Below are 20,283 nucleotides of genomic sequence, written 5' to 3' on the forward strand. Positions count from 1 at the left end.
TACCACCTACTTGTTGAGGATGAGCTTGCCCTGCCGGGTGATCTTCAGCCGATACAGCGCACCATGATGCTCGATGCCGATCTCGTGCTCACCCTGGAACAGCGTGTTGCTGGACAGCGTTCTCACGGCCGATTGGACCCGGTCGAAACGGATGGAATTTTCGTCGGAACGGCGGACGCGATAGCGAAAGTCGCTGGGATTGTGCGTGTTCATTGGTTCGATCCCTTTCCTGTGCCGGGCATCTGGCTCGGCGCCTGCGTGAATGCCGATTCAATTCTTGACTTGAATGGTCATGTTATCTAGCAGTGCAATACCGGAGTAAATTAGTCAACATTTAAGGCGCCGGACGCGATGAAAAATGCCAGCGAGCCCCAAGCCAGCCAGCATCGAACATGGATTCTTGGAGTTGCAGCATGGGGTTGGCGAATTGGGGACGGCCGGCGGGCAGCGGCCTGGCACACTGGTCGACGGCAAGAAAAATGGGTTCTATGGCAAGCAAAATGGCCGCGTTGCTGGCCGGCGCGGCGGCGATCCCGCTGCTCGCCACACCGGCCGGCGCCCAGCAGGCCGCCCAACCGGCAACCGGCCAGCAACGGACTGACCCGTCACAACAGCCCGAACAGGCAAAGCCGGCTCCGACGGGTACCACGCTGCTCGACAAGATCCTGATCCTCAGCCGCACCGGCGAGACGGCGATCGAATCGCTTGCGTCAGCCAGCCATGTCGACGAGGAACAGCTCGAGCGCCGCATGGCGACGACGCCCAACGAAATGCTGTTCGGTGTGCCGGGTGTCGCCGTCCAGGCCGACGCAAGGCGTGTCAGCTCCAGCATCAACATCCGCGGCCTGCAGGATTTCGGCCGCGTCTCCGTCATCGTCGACGGCGCCCGTCAGAATTTCCAGCGCTCGGATCATGGCACGCAATCGACCTTCTACATCGATCCCGAATTAATCAAATCCGTTGACGTGATCCGCGGCCCGGTCGCCAACACCTATGGCTCCGGGGCGATCGGCGGCGTCGTTTTTTTTGACACCAAGGATGCGCAGGATTTCCTCAGGTCGGACGAGACCTGGGCAGCAGCAGCGACCGGGCGCTACGAAACCAACGGCGAAGGCTGGACCACCAGCGCCAGCGGTGCCTATCGGATCAACGAGAATTGGGACGTGCTCGGCAACATCGTCTACCGCGATTATGACGACTACAGGCATGGCGGCGGCGACACTGTAGCGGGCACCGGCTTCGATGTCTTGAGCGGGCTGCTCAAGACGACCATCCGCCCCAGCGACAACAGCGAGCTGAAGCTCGGCTGGATCGGCTCGAACGACCGATGGACCGAAACCAGCGGCAGTGCGCCGGTGAACGACGCCGACCTGAAGGCGAATACCTTCACGGCCCGCTACAACATCACCGACGAAGACAAGAGCTGGCTCGATCTCCACATCAACGCGTCTTACAACAAGACCAAGCTCGATCTGACGACCCTTGTGGCGCAAAACCGGTTTGATCCGGTCACCGGTCTGCCCGTGGTTTTGCCGGCGGGTTCGAAATCGACGTTCGACATCGGCACCTCCGGCATCGACATTTGGAACACGTCGAGATTCGAGACCGTTGGAATCGCGCATGAGCTGACCTATGGCGGCGACTGGGTCGGCGACGATGTCGAGACAGGCGGCACGGCCGGCGGCGACAGCTTCTATACGCCCTCGGGCAACAGGAACGTCTCCGGCGCTTACGTTCAGGACAAGCTCATCTGGCACTGGCTCGAGGTCATCGCCGGGCTGCGTTACGACAGCTACAAGCTCGACAGCGATGTCGGCGAAACTTCTGGCGACCGGCTGTCGCCACGCATCACAGTGGGCATTTCGCCCTTCGAGAGCGCCAGCCTTTCCGGGCTGCAATTTTACGGCACCTACGCTGAAGGCTATCGTTCTCCGTCGCTGTCGGAGACCCTGATCAGCGGTAACCATCCAGCCGGCGTCAGCTTCCCGTTCCTCCCCAATCCCAATCTCAAGCCCGAAACCGGCAAGACGGTGGAGTTTGGCGTCAATTACAGCACCAACGGCGTCATTGAGGCCGACGACGCGCTGCGGCTGAAGGCGGCCTATTTCAACAACAACGTCGACGACTACATCGACGGCGTGACGTTGTCGCCGTTCGACCCGACCAGCGGCTGCCCGTTCGGTCCGGGCATACCGATCTGCTTCCAGTATCAGAATTTCGCCAATGCCAAGATTCACGGCTTCGAGATGGAGGGCGTCTATGATGCCGCCTGGGGCTTTGCCGGGCTGTCGGCGTCGGTCACCGACGGCCACACCATCTCCTATGAAGGCGAACGGGCGGACCTTGTCACCGTCCCCTCCTCACAGATCACTGGGCAACTCGGCTTTCGCTTCCTCGAGGACAGGCTGACCATCGGCGGCGAGGTGCAATACAACGGCAAGCCGCAGGGCAACCCGGTGGCCAGGGACTACACGCTGGTCAATGCCTTCGCCAGCTACCAGGCGACCGACAATTTCAAGGTCGATTTCCGCGCCGACAATCTGTTCGACGTCAAATACGCCAACCCGCTGAACGCATCGACGACGAGCGTCGTCTACGAGCCCGGCGTCACCCTGAAGCTGGCGGCGACGATGAGGTTTGGAGGCTGACGACAATGACAGGCATGACGGCATCCCTTCGTCTGTTCGCCGCGGTGCTGGCAATATTGCTTGCGGCGGTTCCGGCATGGACACAGCAGCAAGCACCGGCGCTGATCCTCGAGCTCAATGGCGCGCAGCCTTCCGACAAGGGCTGCCGCCTGACCTTCGTGGTCACCAACAACCTCGGCGCCGACCTTTCCAAGGCGGCGTTCGAGATCGCGCTGTTCAACGAGGCCGGCGTCGTCGACCGGCTGACCGTGCTCGACTTCAAGGAACTACCGGCAGGCAAGACCAAGGTGACGCGTTTCGATCTTGCCGGCACGGATTGCGGCAAGGTCAGCCGCGTGTTGATCAACAGCGCCACGGAATGCGCCGGCGCCGAGCCGAATGCCTGCATGCGCGGGCTGAAGACGCAGACCAGGACCGGCATCGCCTTCGGGGTCTGAATTTTGGGACCGGAACCCGCATTCGCACGAAACCCCGTCGCGTGGCCATTGGCCGGTTTCCTGGCGCCGGAACCGGACGATCCGGATTTCGCCATCCCGCGCGGGGCGCTGCTTGTTTCGCCGCGCGACAGGCCGGAAGACAGTTACATCGCCGATGGCGACGGCGACTTGACTGCGGTACCTGTGGAGCCATTGCGGCAGGCACGACAGACGCGGCGGCGCCGCAACTGGACGGTCGCGATCGCCTGCTCTTGCGCATTCCACGTAGCCGTGGCGCTGGCCTTTCTCACGCTGCCGGACGACCGGCCAAGGATCGAAGGTGCCGACCAGCAAGGCGAAATGCTGCTCGGCGCCGACCCGCGCCAGGCGGCCGGCGATGTCGGAGACGATCCGGAAGTGGCCAACGTGACGATGGTGACCATGCTGGACGCCAAGCCCGTCGAAACGGTCGAGGCGCAGGCGGCCGCGGCAGAGGAGACGCTCCAGCCGGTCACTGACGCGGCCGAAGCATCGGGAACAGAAGTGGTCGAGCCGGTCAGCGAGGCCGCCACGGAAACTGCTGCGCCTGCCGATCGCACCGAACCAGCACCTGCGCAGCCGGCGCGCCAGGACCCATCGCCCGACCTTCTTGCGACCGACAGGCTGGTGCCTGCCGACGACAATGCCGTGCCGCCGCCAGTCAGCGCGGCCGAAACGGCCGAGCCTGCCGAGACAAGCGCACCGGCACCAGCCGATCCGAAGCCAGCCGAAACAGCTCAGACGACCGAGACAGTCGGCGCGGCGGAAGAACCGAAGCCGGACAGGCCGGAGCCCAAGCAGCCGAAGAAGGCAACCGCAAAGAACAAGCCGGCCAGGAAGGCCGAACCAAACGAGCCTGAAAAGCCGGCCCTGCGCAAGAAGGCGGGCAAGGCTGCGGCCAAAGCCGACACCAAGAAGAAAAAAGCCGGCTCCGGCGGCCGTGACGAAACGGATGTCGCGCGCGGCATGGCCGACGCCAGGAAGGACGGCAAGATCCTGACCGCCAGCAGGGGCGGCAAATCAGGCATCGGCAATGCAGCCGTCACGAACTATCCCGGCAAGATCAGGTCAAAACTGGTGCGGGCCTTCAATTCGACACGCACGCGCGCCACCGGCACAGCTACGGTTGCCTTTACCGTCGGCTCGAACGGCAGCGTCCGGTCGGCCAGGCTGACGGGCAGTTCGGGTGTTGCCGCGCTGGACAAGGCCGCACTCGACGCAGTCCGCCGGGCTTCTCCCTTTCCCCCTATTCCAGACGGAGCCGGTCGCTCGACCTGGCAGTTCGAAGTGCCGCTCGGCATCAGGTAACGATCATCTCCATGCAGGCACCAAAGTCGGCGCCGCCCTGCCCGCGATGAGCGAGCCCTAGCGAAACCCTCAGGCCGCGGCCAGCAGGCTGGCATTGCCGCCCGCCGCCGTGGTGTCGACGCAGACGGCGCGCTCGTGGGCGTAGGCGGCCGGATAATAGACTTCGCTGATCAGCGGCACGATCGGGCCGGCGCGCTCGGCGATGACCTTGCGCACGATGCGCGCGGCCTCGGGCGTGCCGGAAAAGGCGACGACATCGACCCGCAGCGAGCGCGCTTCGACCGGGTCCGGCCGGCCGTCGATCGCCGCCAGCGGCAGGCCCTTGCCGGTCAGCGCTGATAGCGCCGCCGGCGCGCCGGGTGCGACGGCGAGCACCGCATTGCCGGCGGCCAGCGCCTGGATCGTCTGCGCAAGCAGCGTATCCGCGTCGGGACCCAGACACAGCACGCGCCCGCGCGGCGACAGCGACAGCGTGTTGGCCTCGCCGGTCGGCCCGGGCAGGTCGACCTGGCCGAAATCGATGCCGGCGGTAGTGCCGATAGCCGCGGCACCCTTGCCGCGCAGATGTTTCCTCAGGATGGCGACGCGATCCGGCCGCGTCGACCAGCCGCCAAAGGCCGGGTCCGGCAGATTGTCGGCGAGCTCGGTCGCCGTCACCTTGCGGCCTTCGGCAAGATGGGTGCCGGCTTCCGGCCCCTTGCGGAAGCGCCGGAGATAATGTGGCCCGCCGGCCTTCGGCCCGGTGCCGGAAAGGCCCTCGCCGCCGAACGGCTGCGCGCCGACGACGGCGCCGATCTGGTTGCGGTTGACGTAGATGTTGCCGGCATGGATGCCATCGACGAAATGCTGGGCGCGGCCTTCGATGCGGGTGTGCAGGCCAAAGGTCAGGCCATAGCCTTTGCGGTTGATCGCAGCGATCACCGCATCGATCTCGTCGGCATCGAAGGTGGCGACATGCAGCACCGGCCCGAACACCTCGCGCTCCAACTCCTCGATGCCCTTGACCCGAAAGACGTGCGGCGCAACGAAGCGGCCGTCCTTCGGCGCTTCGAGCTTGGCGATCAGCCGGCCCTGCAGGCCCATTTTGGTGCAATAGTCACGGATCGACGCTTGCGCCTCGTCATCGATGACCGGGCCGACATCGGTCGAGATCCGCCACGGGTCGCCGAGGCTGAGCGCTTCCATCGCGCCTTTCAGCATCTCAAGCATCTTCTTCTCGACGTCCTTCTGCACGTAGAGAATGCGCAATGCCGAGCAGCGCTGGCCGGCACTCTGGAAGGCGGAGGCGAGGATGTCGCGCACCGCCTGTTCGGGAAGTGCCGTGGAATCGACGATCATGGCGTTCAGGCCGCCGGTCTCGGCGATCAGCATGGCGTCGGGCGCGGCGGTGTCGGCGAGCTGCTTTTCGATCAGCTTGGCGACCTCGGTCGAGCCGGTGAAGCAGACGCCGGCAATGCGCGGATCGGCGGTCAGCGGGCCGCCGACCGTGGGGCCGTCGCCGGGCAGAAGCTGGATGATGTCTTCCGGCACGCCGGCCTCGCGCAGCAGCTGGACAGCACGGAAAGCGATCAGCGGCGTCTGTTCGGCCGGCTTGGCGATCACCGAATTACCGGTGACGAGTGCCGCCGCGATCTGCCCGGTGAAGATGGCGAGCGGAAAATTCCACGGCGAGATGCAGGCGATGGTGCCGCGCGCCTCGGTGCCCGCTTCGGCATTGGCCGCCTCGGCAGCATAGTAGCGCAGGAAATCGACGGCCTCGCGCACCTCGGCAACGCCGTCGGCGAGCGACTTGCCGGCCTCGCGGGCGGCGAGCGCAAAGAACTCGACGGCGTTCGCCTCGTAGAGATCGGCCGCCCGGTTGAGGATGGCAGCGCGTACGGCGACCGGGCGTCTTGCCCATGCCGGTTGTGCCTCGACGGCGATGCGCACGGCGGTCTCGACCTGCTTGGCGCCGGCCTCGCTGACCGTGCCGACCACTTCCGAAGGTTTCGCAGGATTGACCACCGGACGCTGCTTGCCATAGCCGGCAGCGCGGCTGACCGGCTTGGCGTGCCAGCGCTCCGGCCCGGCGAACTCGGCCCTCGCCTGGTCGATCGCCGCCAGCGTCAGCGTGTCGGTGATATCGAAACCCTTGGAGTTTCGCCGGCCGGGACCGAAGATCGCCGACGGCGGCACGATCGCCGGATTGGCGGCGGGGCCTTGTTTCTCCATCGTGTCGATCGGGTCGCGGGCAATGTCCTCGGGCTCGACTTCCTCGTCGGTGAGCTGGTGGACAAAGGAGGAATTGGCGCCGTTCTCCAGCAGCCGGCGGACCAGATAGGCGAGCAGGTCGGAATGCGCGCCGACCGGCGCATAGATGCGGCAGCGCGTGCCTTCGGCCCGCCGCACCGTCTCATGCAGCGCCTCGCCCATGCCGTGCAGCCGCTGGAACTCGAATGTATCGCGGTCCGTCGTCATCGACAGGATGGCGGCGACGGTGTGGGCGTTGTGGGTGGCGAATTGCGGGTAGATGCGGTCTGTCATCGACAAAAGCTTCTTGGCGCAGGCCAGGTAGGAGATGTCGGTGTTGGCTTTGCGGGTAAAAACCGGATAGCCGTCGAGCCCGAGCGTCTGAGCCCGCTTGATCTCGGTATCCCAATAAGCGCCCTTGACCAGCCGCACCATGATGGTGCGATCGTATTTCTTCGCCAGCGCATAGAGCCAGTCGATGGTGAAGGCCGCGCGCGGACCGTAGGCCTGGACGACGACGCCAAAGCCGTTCCAGCCGGCAAGCTCCGGCTCGGCCAGTACCCGTTCGATGACGTCGAGCGACAGGTCGAGGCGGTCGGCCTCCTCGGCGTCGATGTTGAGGCCCATGCGCGAATGGCGCGCCGCCAGCGCCAGCGACAGCAGCCGCTCGGCCATGACGGGCAGCATCTTTTCCTTCTGCGTCACTTCATAGCGCGGATGCAGCGCCGACAGTTTTACCGAAATGCCGTGGTTCTGGCGGATGTCGGGGCCGTTGGCGCCGGCATCGAGCGAAGAGATGGCATCGGCATATGCCTTGAGGTAGCGCAGCGCGTCGGCCTCGGTGCGGGCCGCCTCGCCCAGCATGTCGAAAGAATAGAGATAGCCCTTCTGCGTCATCGGCCGGCCGCGCCTGACCGCCTCGGCAATGGTGCGGCCGAGCACGAACTGCTCGCCCATCTCGCGCATGGCCGCCGCAACCGCCTTGCGGATGACCGGCTCGCCGAGCCGGCGCACCATGGCACGCAGCGTGCCTTCGATGCCGCCCTCGCCTTCGTCGAGCACCCGGCCTGTCAGCATTAGCGCCCAGGTCGACGCATTGATGAAGATCGAGCTCGAGCCGCCCGCATGCGCCGACCAGTCGTGCGGCGCGATCTTATCGGCGATAAGGTCGTCCATTGTCTCGGTGTCGGGCACCCGCAGCAGCGCTTCGGCCAGGCACATCAACGCCACGCCCTCCTTGGTCGAGAGGCCGTAGGCGGACAGGAAGACTTCCATCAGCCGCGGATCGGACGAGCCGCGCACTGCCCGCACCAGATCGGCGGCGCGGGCCGAGATCGCCTTTCGGTCTTTCCCCGAAAGCGCCGTCGCCTCGGCCAGCCGCTTCACAGCCTCGTCTTCGTCAGGCAGGTAATTGGCACGGATCTGCTGGCGGATGGTGTCGAGCGCTGGCATGGCGGTCCTGTAGAGCGAGCATAAGGGAGCGGGCCGGCGGTCACCGGACCGAACGGCGCAAGCTAACATAAGTAGGGATTGCAGTCGGTCCAAAGAAGTCGACAGAACAGATCGATCGATCTATCATTAGGACTGATCACCTCCAATTCGACCAGGAATCCAGTGACAGAAGACCAATTGGACCGGATCGACAGGAACATCCTGTCGGCTCTGGGCAGCAATGGCCGGCTTTCCATGTCGGAACTGGCGGCGAAAGTCGGCCTGTCGAAGACGCCGGTGCAGGCACGAGTCAAACGGCTGGAGAAGGACGGCTTCATCAGGGGCTACCAGGCGATCATCGACCGTGAGCGCATGGGCGAAGGCCATGTCGCCTTCGTCCAGGTGAAACTGTCCGACACCCGCTCGGCCGCGCTCGACGCCTTCAACCGCGCCGTGCAGGCGGTGCCGGAGATCGAGCAGTGCCACATGATGGCATCGAGCTTCGACTATCTGCTGAAGGTCCGCACCACCGACATCGCCGCCTACCGCCGCGTGCTTGGCGAGCGCATCTCCGCCCTGCCGCACGTAGCCCAGACCTCGACGTTTGTCGCGATGGAGACGGTGAAGGATCGGTAGGAAACGCCGGCGGGACAGCGCCCCCCTCTGTCCTGCCGGACATCTCCCCCTCCAGGGGGGAGATCGGTTGTCACTGCCGCTTTCGCCAATCTCTAAACGTCGCAGGAGTGAACGGCGCGCCGAAGCTGCCAATCTCCCCACTAGAGGGGGAGATGTCCGGCAGGACAGAGGGGGGCGCGAAGGATCGCTACCCCGCCGCCTTCACTCCGCCAGCGTCTTCAGAAATGCCACGAGCGCCGCGCGCTCGCGGTCCGAAAGCTGCAGCGAGTGGACCTCCGACACACCCTCGACACTTGCCGGCGCCTTCGAATAATGCGCCACCACCTCGTCCAGCGAGGAAAACTGCCCGGCATGCATGTAGGGCGGACGGGTGGCGGCACCGCGCAGCGACGGCGTCTTGTAGGCGCGGACGAGTTCCGGCCCGGTCTTGACCATGAAGCGCAACTCGCGGCAGGCGCTGGCATCGCCGTCGCGAAAGGCGCCGAAACAGTTGAACGGATCGGCCTCGACCTGCGCCACCGCCTCGACGCGGCCGCGATCCGGCGGCAGGCCCGCGACCGGCGGCACGCCGGTGTTGTGGAAGCTGCCGTCGGTAAAACGCGGGCCGTTGTGGCAGGTCACGCAATTGGCCTTGCCGATGAACAATTTCAGGCCGAGGATTTCCTCCGGCGAAAAGGCGGCGTCGCCTTTCGGCTCGGCGCCCGCAGCCAGGTCGATGGCAAAGCGGTCGAAGCGTGTCTGCGGCGGCGCGATCGAGCGCTCGAAGGCGGCGATCGCCTTGCCGATGTTGGCAAAGACGCGGTTGACCTCCTCGGCTTGGCTGGCGGGCATGGCGTTCCAGGCCGCCTTCTCGGCATCGGTGCCGAGCGGGCCGGCATTGGCCGGCACGCCCGAAAGGTCCGGCAGCGGCCCGAAGATGCGCTCGTAGCGCTCGCCGAAGCGGGCCTTGATGTAATGCGCGAAGGCGGCGCGGCTGCCGGCCTGCTCCAGCGGATTTTCGAGCGGTGTCAGCGCTTGCGCCCACAGGCTGTCGCGCCGCCCGTCCCAGAAGAACCAGGGATCATGCGCGACGCCGGCCAGCGGCATGGTACGACGGTTGGTGCGGCCGACGCCGACCGCTTGCGGCAGGTCGTCCTGGAACTGCCGGTCGATCTTGTGGCAGGTCGAGCACGATACCGTGCCGTCGCCGCTCATCCCGGTGTCGAAAAACAGCGTCGAGCCGAGTGCCGCGGCGGCCGGCACATCGGCGAAGCGATTGGTGGTATCGGGCTTCAGCGGCGGCAGCTTGGACAGGGCCAGCGAGGCGATGGTCTGCTTTTCGGCATCGGAAAACTCCGGTCTGCCGCAGCCGGCAAGCACGGCCACCACCAGCAACGCGAGAAGACTGGGAAACCGGCTCATCAGTGGCTCACAGCACCACATTGAAGACGACAGTGTCCGAACCGGCCGCAGCGGAAATGGCAAAATGCAATTGCCACCACCCGCTCATCGTGAATTTGACCCCGTCGATGCGATAGCACCCCGCGCCGAGGTAATCGGTCGCCTGCGGGCTGGTCGGCAGACCGTGCTTGTGCTGCGGCATCCCGCCGGAAATCGTTATCGCAGCACCTTCCACCGGCGCACCCTCGACGGTTTTGAGCGTGAGCAGCCAGGATTCCAGTTCGCCCTGCCGGATGACGCCTTTCTCGGGCTCGAAAGTCGCCACGAACAGCTTGTTCGCCGTCGTCTTGGAACGGCCGACGTCCGAGCTTGGTTGCGGTGCATGCGGCGCCGTCAGATAGACGATTGCCAGCACGCCGGCGAGCAAGGCAGCCAGGCCGAGGCCTCCAAGAAGATAACGCCATAACGATGCCAAACCCATTCCTGTTCTGCGGATAACGTTTCGCTGGGCAGATCGCGTCCCACGCCCCTGTGGGAAATCGCGCCCAGTGCAAGAATCCGCCGTCGCCAAGCATGGCGCTGCCGGCTGCAAAAAGCTACAGCACCGCAATTGCAGGATGGAGGAGTGCTTCATGGCAGGAAACGGCATCGCCTCGATCGGCGAGTGCATGCTAGAGCTTTCGGGCCAGGCCGGGCCGAACTGGCGCATGGGCTTTGCCGGCGACACGTTCAACACTTTGTGGGCGCTGCATGCCTTGAGCGGCGAGCGGCCGGCGACCTATGTGTCGGCCTTCGGCGACGACCCGTTCTCACGCGACCAGATCAAGTTCCTGGCCGAGAGCGGCATCGGCATCGGCGCCAGCCCGGTGATAGCGGGCGCCCGCCCCGGCCTCTATGCGATCACGCTGACCGGCGCCGAACGTTCTTTCACCTATTGGCGGGCCGATGCGGCCGCAAGGCAGTTGGCTTCGGACCCAGCTGCCTTGCAGAAAAGCCTTGAAAACCAGGCGCTTGTCTATTTTTCCGGTATAACTTTGGCAATCCTCGACGACGACGCACGCACGGTGCTGCTGACGGCCGTGGCCAAGGCGCGCGCGGCCGGCTCGCTGATTGCCTTCGACCCCAATTACCGGCCGCGGCTATGGCGCCAAAGCGAGGAAGCGCAGGCCGCGATCCTCGAGGCGCTCGCCGTCGCCGACATCGCGCTCCCGACCTTTCCCGACGAGCAGATGCTGTTTGGTGATACGACACCTCAGAAAACAGCCGAACGGCTGCGAAAGCTGGTCGGCGAAGTCGTCGTCAAGAACGGCGAGGAACCGGCGCTGATCGCGCAAAACGGAACCTTGCAATCGGTGCCGGCGGTACACGTCGCCACCCCGGTCGACACCACCGGCGCCGGGGACTCCTTCAACGGCGCCTACCTCGCCGCCCGACTTGCCGGCCATGCCCCGGCAGAGGCGGTGCTGCGCGCCCATCGCGTCGCCGCCGCCGTCGTGCAGGTGCGCGGCGCCCTGGCGCCGTTCGAGACGCTGAGGGCAGCGTTCGAGGCAACTGCTATCTGACCTTGATGACGACCTTGCCCTTGGCGCGTCCTGTTTCGACATAGGCCAGGGCGTCATTGGTCGCTTCGAATGGAAAGACCCGATCCACAACCGGGCGGATCGCGCCGGCTTCGATGAGAGCGGTGATTTTGCTCAGCTGATCGCCCTGCGCCCACATGAAAAGGAACGAAAACTGCACGCCAAGGCGCTTGGCTTTGGCCCGAATTCCGCGACTCAGGAAGCGCAGCACCAGCCTCAGCATCAAGTTCAGTCCCTTTTCCCTGGCAAATTCGGGATCCGGTGGACCGGAGATGGAGATGAGCTTGCCACCCGGTTTCAGCACGCTCAGGGATTCTTCCAGTGTCTTGGCGTCCTGGCTGTTCAAGACGACATCGTAGCCCGACAGAACTTTCTCGAAGTCGTCTTTCCTGTAGTCGACGACGACATCGGCGCCGAGACTTTTGACCAGATCGGCACTCGCCGCGCTCGCGGTTGTCGCAACGGTCGCGCCGAGGTGCTTGGCTAACTGAATAGCAAATGTCCCGACGCCGCCGGAACCAGCCTGAATGAAGACCTTCTGTCCCTTCTTCAGGTTTGCCCGTTCGATGAGCATCTGCCAGGCGGTGAGACCGACCAGGGGAATCGACGCCGCCTCTTCCATACTGAGATTCTCGGGCTTCAAGGCTACGTCGGCCTCATTCACCGCAATGAATTCGGCGAATGTCCCAATCCGGCCATCGCGCGGCCGCGCATAGACCTCGTCGCCGGCCTTGAACTTGCTGACTTTCGATCCCACGCGGATAACCTTCCCAGCCACGTCATGGCCCAGGATGAAGGGCCGGCGGTAGGGCAAGATGAGCTTGAATTCTCCGGTTTTGACCTTGGAATCGAGCAGGTTCACCCCTGCGGCATGGACCTCGACCAAGACATCGCTGTCCTCGAGCTCCGGCTCCGGCATTTCGGCCAGCCGCAGGGTGCCCTTTTTATTATACTTATCGACAACGAATGCCTTCATGGCAGTTACTTTCTAAGAATGTCTGTTGCTGTTCGGGGACGAAACAAGCCGAACGTTTTCAGCTGCATAGCCGCCCTGCGGCAAGGCCTCAGCCTCGAGGAAGGACAGGGCTTTCGGGACAAAATCGGCGTAGTTCTGAAATACCCCGCCATGCCCGGCATCCGGATAGATGACCAGATGCGCCCCCGGGATACGCCCTGCGAGATCGTAGGTATTGCTGCTCGGCACCATCCTGTCCTGGTCGCCATTCGCAACCAAAGTGGGAATGCGGATGGTGCTCAGGTCTTGAGGCGCCTGGAGTCCGTAGGCCTTGATCGCCTTGAGTTGCGCGCCGAACGCGCTCAGCGATATCGCCCTGTCCCGGTTATTCCGGCGCTCCTTCAGCCGTTCCAGAAATGCGTTTGCGGCGCGGCGTCCATTCGGCGTTCTTGTGAAGAAGAGATAGTACTTCGGATCCCGAAAAGTCAGCGCGCCCTTGATCATGTCCACGATCGTCAGCGGCGTCACCCTGTCGATGCCTTGCCCACCGGCCGGCCCCGTGCCAGCCAGGATGAGTTTGCGCACAAGCTTGGGCTCGGTCAGCACAATCTCTTGCGCCACGAAGCCGCCGAGTGAAAAGCCGAAGAGATCGACTTCTTCGAACCCCAGCGCCCGGACAAAGGCGACCGCATCCCGCGCCATGCCGGAAATGGTCGACGGAGTTTTGCCACCCGAAGCACCGATGCCGCGATTGTCGAAGGCAATTACCCGCCGGGTCGCAGCGAGGCCATCGACGATGCGCGGATCAAAATTGTCCAGCTGAGCAGCCAGATGGTTGAGCAGGATCACTGGCACGCCCGTCCTGGGCCCGAGTTCCCTGTACGCAAAAGCTATGCCGCCGACATCGACGGAGCGCGTTGGCGCGTCCTGGAACAACGCCGGTGAACGCGGCGACCGATTGGATCTATGTGTCATGCTTGGCGCCTCCGTTTCGTAGGGCCTGGCCAAATGTGTCGTAGTTGCTAGTCGCATGTGCGTGAAATCCTCTGGCTCGCCGTTGTTCAGACCGGCAAGCGGAACTGTTTGCGCAGGCTCTTGTCGAAAATCCCCGCGGGGGCAAAGCGGCGCAGCAGGCTGACCTGGCGCGCTGCCTTGCCAGCGGTATAGCGCCGTCGCGGACGGGCATCGGTCGCTGCCTTGACAACCACATCCGCCACCACTTCCGGCCGATCGGCCTTGGGCATCACATCGCCCAGCAGCGCCTTGAGCCCGGCTCGAGCCCGATCGTATTCCTTCAACAGCGAATCCGGCTCGATGCCGTTCTGGTCGAAGACGGTGCGGACGAATGCCGGCTCGATGACGGAAACGCGGACGTTGAAGGCGCGCACCTCGTGGTCGAGCGATTCCGAATAGCCTTCGAGCGCATGCTTGACCGCCGAGTAATGAGCTGAGTATGGCGCGGGTACCAGTCCCAGAATCGAGCCGATATTGATGATGCGCCCGTCGCCGCGCCGCCTCATCGACGGCAACACCGCATTGGTCATCCGCATGACGCCGAACAGATTGACGTCGAATAGGGCTTGTACCTGTGCGACCGAGGATTCCTCGGCGCCTCCTAGCAGACCGACACCGGCATTGTTGACCATGAGGTCGATCCGGCCGGTCTGCGCGAGCACGTTAGCAACGAGCGCATTGACGGCCGCATCATCGGTCACGTCGCATGCCAGCATGGTCACTCCGCCCGGACCATCACTGGTCTTGCGGCGACTTGTCCCGAAGACAGTGAAACCCGCCCGTGCCAGGGCCTCGGCGCTGGCGCGGCCGATGCCCGAGGAGGCTCCGGTCACGATTGCGGTCTTTTCAGAATTCCCATTCATTTTTGATGTTCCAGGTTCGAGAGGTCTAGCTTATTTCCACGAATTGAATTATGATCGTAATATCAGATTATGAGCATAATGCAATAGCAGGACAGGAAAGAAAGACCATGCGCTACGAAAAGGGCCGAAAAGACGCGTCACGCAGCCGGATCATGGAGGTCGCCGGCGAACGTTTTCGATCTGACGGCATCGCGGCGTCCGGGCTGGCAACCATCATGAGCGACGCCGGGCTGACGAACGGCGCCTTCTATCCGCACTTCCAGTCGAAGGCGGAGCTCGTCCGTGAAAGCGTGGCGGCCGCCTTGGACGCGCAGTCGCATCAAGTGCAGCAAGCATTGGCCGCCGGCGGTCCGGAAATGGCCATAGAGACGTATCTATCGGCCGAGCACCGGGACAATCCTGGAAAGGGTTGCGCTTCGGCCGCGTTGTTGCCGGAAATCGCGCGGCAGCCGCCTGAAACGCGAGCCCTCTATGCCGAACGCGCTCAATCCCTGGTGCGCCAGATAGCTGAAGCTCTGCCGCAGACGAACGATCCCGAGGGCGCTGCGTTGGGCATGTTTGCAACGCTCATCGGCGCGCTTCAACTCGCGCGCGCCGTGGAAGGAACGGAATTATCGGATCGTATCCTAGCGGCGGGAGCAGCTGCCGCAAAGGCGCTGATCCGGCCGGTTCAAAACGAGGTGGCCTCCTGAGGGCCGCCCGGACTATTCGGCCGGCTCAAATCTGCCTTGCACCAAGACTGTCTCCACCGGCCCAAGCGGATTGATGATCCGGCTCTCCAGGACTTCGATAAGTTTGCGTCCAACACCCGCCATATCCACGGAATGAACTCCGATCTTTGCCGGCAGGAAGCGTGCCAGCCGCGTGCTGTCGCGGGTGACGATGTGGACGTCGCGGCCTGCTGTAAGACCCCGCTTGCCGAGAGCGTGCAACGCTCCCAGAAGGCCCAGTTCGTTGGCGCACGCCAAGCCCGTTGGCGGATCCGATGACGCCAGCAAGCGATCGAACCAGCCGGCGCTCGATTCCATGGTGAACATGCCATGACCGATCAGCGACTGGTCGATCGGAATACCAGCCTCGGCCATTGCCCTTCCATACCCGGAAAGACGCATGGCACTCGCCCGGTCCTCCGGAACGAGAAGTTGCAGCGCAATGCGTCGACAGCCCTTATCCATGAGCCGCCGGGTCGCCTCGTAGGCAATCTGTTCATTGTCGACGTCGACATAGGGATAGGCGATATCCAGGTCGGTTCTTCCAAACGCGACGAATGGCATGCGTTGATCCAGCAGCAGCCTGACGCGCGGATCAGCCGACACCAGGCGTGTGATGATCAGGCCGTCTGCACTGCGCGCCTGAAGCTGCCGCTGCACACTCTCAACGGGATCGTCGTCGGGAGTGGTGGAATAGATGGACAGACTATAACCGGCTTGCCGCGCCGCCAGCGTCATGCCTTCGATCAAAGGAAGCTTCAACAGATCGGACAGATGGTCTCGTGTCTCCATCGGGAGCACCGCCGTCAGCGTCTGCGTTCGACCGGTTTTGAGCGCGCGACCATAGTGATTTGGTAAATAGCCGACCCGCTTAGCCGCCTCCTTGACGCGGGCTATGGTCGAGGGCTGCACTTCCGGCCCATCCTTCAGAGCGCGGGACACCGTGGTCACCGAGAGGGAAAGTTCCGCGGCGATCTGCTTTAGATTGGCCATTGTTCGCCCGACTTCATTTGCGAAAGCGCCGGCTGATTTGCTGACCGCCACAGCGTTACCGAATTCGACATCCCAGTCAATCCGAACTCCCATAGGAAGCAGCTTGACTCTAGCGTATCCAGATGCAATCGTAACGTTACGATTACAAAATAATGGCTCTTTCAAGCGATATTCCATAAAAGTTGGGGAGGAGAACCTATGTCCTGGCTACGCATTTCCTTAACAGCATTCGCAATCTCGGCTGCCCTGCCCGTGCATGCGCAGACGGTCACCATCACGACCGCGGGCGGCGACTATGGCAACGCCATCAAGGAGGCCATGTGGGGCCCGGCTGCAAAAGAGCTTGGCTATGATGTCCGCGAGGAGACGCAGAGCGACGGCCTGGCCGCCCTGAAGATGCAGGTTACCTCGGGTGCAGTCACGACCGATATCGTCCACCTGGGTTCGCCGGAAGGGGCGCAGGCGGCCGCGCAATCGCTGCTGGAGCCGCTCGACTACAAGATCATCGATCCGAAATCCGTGCCGGAGGGTGCAAAGTCCGACTACTGCTATCCGTTCGATTCCTATGGCACCGTCATGTCGTGGAACACCAAGACCTATGGCGAGAACCCGCCGAAGACGTGGGCGGAGTTCTGGGATGTTGCCAAATTTTCTGGCCGTCGCGCGTTGCGCGCCAATGCGCAAGACTCGATCGAGATCGCGCTTCTCTCCGATGGCGTGCCACCGGCGGACGTCTATTCCGTGCTCAGCACGCCGGAAGGGCTAGAGCGCGCCATCAAGCGGCTTGAAGCGATTAAACCAAACGTCGCCGTGTGGTGGACCTCGGGCGCCCAGTCCGCGCAGTTGCTGAAAGACGGTGAGGCGGATTTGGTCATTACCTGGAACGGACGCGCCCAAACCGTGAAAGCAGATGGCGGCGCGGCTGACTACACGTTCAAGGGTTCGGTCATCGGCACGGACTGTCTTGGGGTGCCGAAGGGAGCGCCGAACAAGGAAGCCGCGATGAAGCTCATTGCAGCGATGACGCAGCCCGCGCGGGTTGCCAAGCTGACCGATTTCATTGCCTATGGCCCAGTCAATCCTGCGGCATATGAGGGTGGACTTATTCCCGCGGACCGTCTGAAGACACTTGCGACCGCGCCTGAAAATGCTGGCACTTCGGTGTTTTCCAATTCAGAATGGTGGGTCAAGAATGGCGAGGCTGCCCAAAGAGCCTTCGATGAAATGATGGCTCGCTGACTCTCAGCTCTGACGCATGTCGCGCAAAAATGTGCAGCGCGCGACAACGACATGCATGAAAACAAGAACCTGAAGCGCGTCGCGTGAAGCCGGTCGAACGCGACGCGCTTCAAGGCTGGAGCACATGATGAAGTCGCTCGCGATCACCATCGAAAGCGTGCACAAGGCTTACGGGGCCTACGTCGCACTGGATGATGTTTCGCTCGACATTCAGGCTGGCGAATTCCTCACCCTGCTAGGGCCATCGGGATCGGGCAAGACGACTTTACTCATGGCTCTGGCCGGTTTTGTCCGGCCGGATTCCGGTAAACTTTTCCTGGGCGATCGAGACATCACCCGCCTGCCGCCCAACAAACGAGACATCGGCATAGTATTCCAGAATTACGCCTTGTTTCCCCACATGAACGTCCTGGCGAACGTCGCGTATCCGCTGGTGCTGCGCAAGGTACCGAGAGCGGAGGCGCGTCAGCGGGCGCTTGATACCTTGGCCCGCGTGAAGCTGGATGGCCTGGCGGAGCGCAATGTTGCCGCACTATCCGGCGGCCAACGTCAACGGGTGGCATTGGCGCGGGCTATCGTCTTCGAACCGCGCGTGATGTTGATGGACGAGCCGCTGTCGGCGCTCGACAAGAACCTGCGCGAGACCATGCAGTATGAGATCCGGCGTCTGCATGATCATCTACGGATCACCACGATCTATGTAACCCACGACCAGCGCGAAGCGCTGATTACGTCTGACCGGATTGCGGTGATGAATTCTGGCCGCATCCAGCAGATAGATACGCCGCAGCGGATTTATGATCGTCCATCGACCCGCTTCGTCGCGGAGTTCATGGGCGAGGCCAACATTGTGGCCCCGGGCTCAGCGCGCAGAATCGACGGCGCCGAAGCATCACGCGAAACTCTGATGATCCGCGCCGAAAGCTTCCATCTTGATGCGAAGCTCGTCGGGGGAGACGGAGTGGCTCTCGAAGGAATACTGCGCGCCAAAGCGTTCCGCGGCGAGAACTGGCTTTTGACGCTGGCGCTTGACGCCGGGCAAGAGGTTCTTGTCTGCATTCCGGCAGCGCTGGCCGGCGGCTGCGCCGAGCTTGCCGCCGGTCAGCGGATGACCGCATATGCACCGGCAGCGAAGGTTCACGCGATACCGGGAGCGATGGCGTGACCGTCGTCCGGGACCCGGCGCTCGCGGCGGATGCGCGGCGCGAGCGGCGGTTTTTTCTTTCACTTTCGCTCCCGGCGCTGTTCATCGTTGGACTGGCGGCGATACTGCCCATCCTTTGGATCATCCGGCAATCCTTCCTGACCACCGGGGGTGAGTACACCGTCGGCAACTACGAGAAGGTCCTTTCGAGCGGACTGACGTGGTCGGCGCTCGTCACGACCCTCGAACTGTCCTTGGGTACGGTGGCGGCCTGCATTCTCCTCGGCACTCCTCTGGCGCTGGCTCTGGCCAGCGTCAGACCAAGGCTGGCCAACGTGCTCATGGCGTTCGTCATGCTGCCGCTGTGGACCTCTATTCTGGTGCGTACCTATGGTTGGCTCGTGCTCTTGCGGCGCGACGGCCTGATCAACGCGGCTTTGACCGGTTCAGGCCTGACGGCGGAGCCATTGCCGCTGGTCTACAACTTCACGGGAACGCTCATCGGCATGGTGCACTACATGCTGCCACTTTTTCTGCTGCCTGTTTATGCTGCGATGCGCGATATCGACCCAAATCTCATTCGCGCGGCTGCGAGCATGGGAGCCACTCTCAGGCAGGTCATCCGCACAGTCATTATGCCGCTTTCGGCGGGCGGCATCTTCTCGGGTTCGATCATCGTCCTCATCTACGCCATAGGTTTTTTCATCACGCCGGCGGTGCTTGGCGGCGGCAAGGTAAATCCGCTCTCTACCCGGATCGAGCGTACACTATCGACCTTTCAGGACTGGGGGTCGGCAAGCGTCCTGGGCATTCTGCTCCTCGTTCTTATGTCGCTGATCGGTGTGATGTTGCTGGCGGCACGCCGTATGGTGGCCCAGAACACCGTGGAAGCCTCCCATGCTTGAAGCCTATCCGCAAAACAGGCTCGCCCGCATTTTGCTCTGGAGCTTTGCCGCTCTTGTCATGGCATTTCTGATGCTGCCGACGCTCGTGGTGGTGCCGCTTTCCTTTTCGGCGTCGAATCTTCTCGAGTTTCCGCCGCACGCCTACTCGTTGCGCTGGTACGAGAACTTCTTCGGCTCGGCAACGTGGATGGCCGCGCTCAGAACGAGTTTGATCCTTGGGACGTTGACGGCGTTGATCGCGGTACCCTTCGCGCTGCTCGCCTGCATTTCAATGAATCGGCTGGGCGGAAAGACCGCTACGGCCATCCAGAGCGTCCTGCTGACCCCCTCGATCACCCCAGGTATCCTGCTTGCGATCGGTCTCTTCTTTGTGTTGGCCGCACAACATCTGATCGGAACGCTATTCGGTGTGCTGGTCGGACATGTGGTGCTGGCCGTTCCGGTCGCCTGCATTGTGTTGCTACCCGCTCTCGCCCGCTTTGACTGGAACCAGGTTCAGGCGGCGCGCAGCCTCGGTGCAAACTGGGCCAGGTCCATTGGCGGAATCATCGTTCCGCAACTTCGGATCAGCTTGCTGTCAGCGACATTGATGGCGTTCCTGACTTCGCTCGACGAGTCGGTGATTTCGATCTTCATCGCAAGTGGTCGCAATAGCACGATGCCGAAGCTTATGTTCCTGTCGCTGCGCGATCAGATCGATCCGACCATTGCGGCGATCTCGACATTGTGGACCGTCATCGTCGTGGCCGTGGTCCTGATTGTGACCCTTCGCCAAAAATCCTGACCGAGACTG

At 63.1% G+C, this 20,283-nt stretch carries 18 protein-coding genes; 10 read left to right on the plus strand and 8 right to left on the minus strand.

The window, feature by feature from the left end; translation table 11 throughout:
• Positions 1 to 6 precede the first annotated feature (6 nt).
• A complete protein-coding gene (gene hemP / locus NKI63_RS10605) occupies positions 7 to 213 on the minus strand; it encodes a hemin uptake protein HemP (RefSeq protein ID WP_352477658.1) in 207 nt (68 codons plus the stop codon).
• 287 nt (positions 214 to 500) lie between these two features.
• On the opposite strand from hemP, the gene NKI63_RS10610 reads away from it, so the two are divergent.
• Genes NKI63_RS10610 through NKI63_RS10620 form a run of 3 tightly spaced genes read left to right on the plus strand, consistent with a single transcriptional unit; the run spans position 501 to position 4,411 of the window.
• A complete protein-coding gene (locus NKI63_RS10610; protein WP_352704620.1) occupies positions 501 to 2,648 on the plus strand; it encodes a TonB-dependent hemoglobin/transferrin/lactoferrin family receptor in 2,148 nt (715 codons plus the stop codon).
• Between the two features lie 5 nt (positions 2,649 to 2,653).
• Positions 2,654 to 3,085 (plus strand): hypothetical protein, encoded by a 432-nt coding sequence (locus tag NKI63_RS10615; protein WP_352704622.1) that lies wholly within the window; start codon positions 2,654 to 2,656, stop codon positions 3,083 to 3,085.
• Positions 3,086 to 3,133: 48 nt separating this feature from the next.
• A complete protein-coding gene (locus NKI63_RS10620; RefSeq protein WP_352821372.1) occupies positions 3,134 to 4,411 on the plus strand; it encodes a TonB family protein in 1,278 nt (425 codons plus the stop codon).
• A 69-nt stretch (positions 4,412 to 4,480) separates the two neighbouring features.
• On the opposite strand, the gene putA is transcribed toward NKI63_RS10620, so the two are convergent.
• On the minus strand, positions 4,481 to 8,092 hold the full coding sequence (gene putA, locus NKI63_RS10625; protein ID WP_352704626.1) for a bifunctional proline dehydrogenase/L-glutamate gamma-semialdehyde dehydrogenase PutA: 3,612 nt from the start codon (positions 8,090 to 8,092) through the stop codon (positions 4,481 to 4,483).
• 162 nt (positions 8,093 to 8,254) lie between these two features.
• On the opposite strand from putA, the gene NKI63_RS10630 reads away from it, so the two are divergent.
• Positions 8,255 to 8,707 (plus strand): Lrp/AsnC family transcriptional regulator, encoded by a 453-nt coding sequence (locus NKI63_RS10630; RefSeq protein ID WP_023676441.1) that lies wholly within the window; start codon positions 8,255 to 8,257, stop codon positions 8,705 to 8,707.
• Between the two features lie 201 nt (positions 8,708 to 8,908).
• Here the strand turns inward: NKI63_RS10630 and NKI63_RS10635 are convergent, their stop codons facing one another.
• On the minus strand, positions 8,909 to 10,108 hold the full coding sequence (locus NKI63_RS10635; RefSeq protein WP_352821375.1) for a cytochrome-c peroxidase: 1,200 nt from the start codon (positions 10,106 to 10,108) through the stop codon (positions 8,909 to 8,911).
• A 7-nt stretch (positions 10,109 to 10,115) separates the two neighbouring features.
• Positions 10,116 to 10,562, minus strand: a complete 447-nt coding sequence (locus tag NKI63_RS10640) for a FixH family protein (protein WP_352821540.1) — start codon at positions 10,560 to 10,562, stop codon at positions 10,116 to 10,118.
• Between the two features lie 157 nt (positions 10,563 to 10,719).
• On the opposite strand from NKI63_RS10640, the gene NKI63_RS10645 reads away from it, so the two are divergent.
• The gene (locus tag NKI63_RS10645; RefSeq protein ID WP_352821378.1) at positions 10,720 to 11,649 is read left to right on the plus strand and encodes a sugar kinase; all 930 of its coding nucleotides are present in this window, start codon (positions 10,720 to 10,722) and stop codon (positions 11,647 to 11,649) included.
• On the opposite strand, the gene NKI63_RS10650 is transcribed toward NKI63_RS10645, so the two are convergent.
• From NKI63_RS10650 to NKI63_RS10660, 3 genes are all read right to left on the minus strand, one after another.
• Positions 11,642 to 12,643 (minus strand): NADP-dependent oxidoreductase, encoded by a 1,002-nt coding sequence (locus tag NKI63_RS10650; protein WP_352821381.1) that lies wholly within the window; start codon positions 12,641 to 12,643, stop codon positions 11,642 to 11,644. The two genes, NKI63_RS10645 and NKI63_RS10650, sit on opposite strands and share 8 nt — an antisense overlap.
• A gap of 12 nt (positions 12,644 to 12,655) precedes the next feature.
• On the minus strand, positions 12,656 to 13,597 hold the full coding sequence (locus tag NKI63_RS10655) for an alpha/beta fold hydrolase (RefSeq protein ID WP_352821383.1): 942 nt from the start codon (positions 13,595 to 13,597) through the stop codon (positions 12,656 to 12,658).
• Positions 13,598 to 13,683: 86 nt separating this feature from the next.
• Complete coding sequence (locus tag NKI63_RS10660; RefSeq protein WP_352821386.1) at positions 13,684 to 14,499, minus strand: oxidoreductase; 816 nt, start codon at positions 14,497 to 14,499, stop codon at positions 13,684 to 13,686.
• Between the two features lie 107 nt (positions 14,500 to 14,606).
• Here NKI63_RS10660 and NKI63_RS10665 point away from each other — a divergent pair, with 107 nt between their 5' ends.
• Entirely contained in the window at positions 14,607 to 15,191 is a 585-nt protein-coding gene (locus tag NKI63_RS10665; RefSeq protein ID WP_352821388.1) for a TetR/AcrR family transcriptional regulator, read from the plus strand.
• Positions 15,192 to 15,203: 12 nt separating this feature from the next.
• Here NKI63_RS10665 and NKI63_RS10670 read toward each other — a convergent pair whose 3' ends face one another.
• Positions 15,204 to 16,367 carry a LacI family DNA-binding transcriptional regulator gene (locus tag NKI63_RS10670; protein ID WP_352821391.1) on the minus strand — a complete coding sequence of 388 codons (1,164 nt, stop codon included), beginning with the start codon at positions 16,365 to 16,367 and terminating at the stop codon, positions 15,204 to 15,206.
• 33 nt (positions 16,368 to 16,400) lie between these two features.
• Here NKI63_RS10670 and NKI63_RS10675 point away from each other — a divergent pair, with 33 nt between their 5' ends.
• The 4 genes from NKI63_RS10675 to NKI63_RS10690 all read left to right on the plus strand — a co-directional run bounded on the left by NKI63_RS10675 (position 16,401) and on the right by NKI63_RS10690 (position 20,274).
• Positions 16,401 to 17,441 carry an ABC transporter substrate-binding protein gene (locus NKI63_RS10675; protein ID WP_352737187.1) on the plus strand — a complete coding sequence of 347 codons (1,041 nt, stop codon included), beginning with the start codon at positions 16,401 to 16,403 and terminating at the stop codon, positions 17,439 to 17,441.
• A 127-nt stretch (positions 17,442 to 17,568) separates the two neighbouring features.
• Complete coding sequence (locus tag NKI63_RS10680; protein WP_352821394.1) at positions 17,569 to 18,606, plus strand: ABC transporter ATP-binding protein; 1,038 nt, start codon at positions 17,569 to 17,571, stop codon at positions 18,604 to 18,606.
• Positions 18,603 to 19,490 carry an ABC transporter permease gene (locus NKI63_RS10685; protein WP_352505785.1) on the plus strand — a complete coding sequence of 296 codons (888 nt, stop codon included), beginning with the start codon at positions 18,603 to 18,605 and terminating at the stop codon, positions 19,488 to 19,490. The genes NKI63_RS10680 and NKI63_RS10685 overlap by 4 nt, the downstream gene beginning before the upstream one ends.
• Positions 19,483 to 20,274, plus strand: a complete 792-nt coding sequence (locus tag NKI63_RS10690; RefSeq protein ID WP_352505784.1) for an ABC transporter permease — start codon at positions 19,483 to 19,485, stop codon at positions 20,272 to 20,274. The genes NKI63_RS10685 and NKI63_RS10690 overlap by 8 nt, the downstream gene beginning before the upstream one ends.
• Positions 20,275 to 20,283: the final 9 nt, after the last annotated feature.

It is taken from the genome of Mesorhizobium sp. M0410 (assembly GCF_040321435.1).
Lineage (GTDB): Bacteria > Pseudomonadota > Alphaproteobacteria > Rhizobiales > Rhizobiaceae > Mesorhizobium.

What these genes read in the sequence shown, in the direction of transcription:
- hemP (WP_352477658.1), bottom strand. Translation starts at nt 213, where the DNA reads ATGAACACGCACAATCCCAGCGACTTTCGCTATCGCGTCCGCCGTTCC.
- NKI63_RS10610 (WP_352704620.1), top strand. Translation starts at nt 501, where the DNA reads ATGGCCGCGTTGCTGGCCGGCGCGGCGGCGATCCCGCTGCTCGCCACA.
- NKI63_RS10615 (WP_352704622.1), top strand. Translation starts at nt 2,654, where the DNA reads ATGACAGGCATGACGGCATCCCTTCGTCTGTTCGCCGCGGTGCTGGCA.
- putA (WP_352704626.1), bottom strand. Translation starts at nt 8,092, where the DNA reads ATGCCAGCGCTCGACACCATCCGCCAGCAGATCCGTGCCAATTACCTG.
- NKI63_RS10635 (WP_352821375.1), bottom strand. Translation starts at nt 10,108, where the DNA reads ATGAGCCGGTTTCCCAGTCTTCTCGCGTTGCTGGTGGTGGCCGTGCTT.
- NKI63_RS10645 (WP_352821378.1), top strand. Translation starts at nt 10,720, where the DNA reads ATGGCAGGAAACGGCATCGCCTCGATCGGCGAGTGCATGCTAGAGCTT.
- NKI63_RS10650 (WP_352821381.1), bottom strand. Translation starts at nt 12,643, where the DNA reads ATGAAGGCATTCGTTGTCGATAAGTATAATAAAAAGGGCACCCTGCGG.
- NKI63_RS10655 (WP_352821383.1), bottom strand. Translation starts at nt 13,597, where the DNA reads ATGACACATAGATCCAATCGGTCGCCGCGTTCACCGGCGTTGTTCCAG.
- NKI63_RS10660 (WP_352821386.1), bottom strand. Translation starts at nt 14,499, where the DNA reads ATGAATGGGAATTCTGAAAAGACCGCAATCGTGACCGGAGCCTCCTCG.
- NKI63_RS10665 (WP_352821388.1), top strand. Translation starts at nt 14,607, where the DNA reads ATGCGCTACGAAAAGGGCCGAAAAGACGCGTCACGCAGCCGGATCATG.
- NKI63_RS10675 (WP_352737187.1), top strand. Translation starts at nt 16,401, where the DNA reads ATGTCCTGGCTACGCATTTCCTTAACAGCATTCGCAATCTCGGCTGCC.
- NKI63_RS10680 (WP_352821394.1), top strand. Translation starts at nt 17,569, where the DNA reads ATGAAGTCGCTCGCGATCACCATCGAAAGCGTGCACAAGGCTTACGGG.
- NKI63_RS10690 (WP_352505784.1), top strand. Translation starts at nt 19,483, where the DNA reads ATGCTTGAAGCCTATCCGCAAAACAGGCTCGCCCGCATTTTGCTCTGG.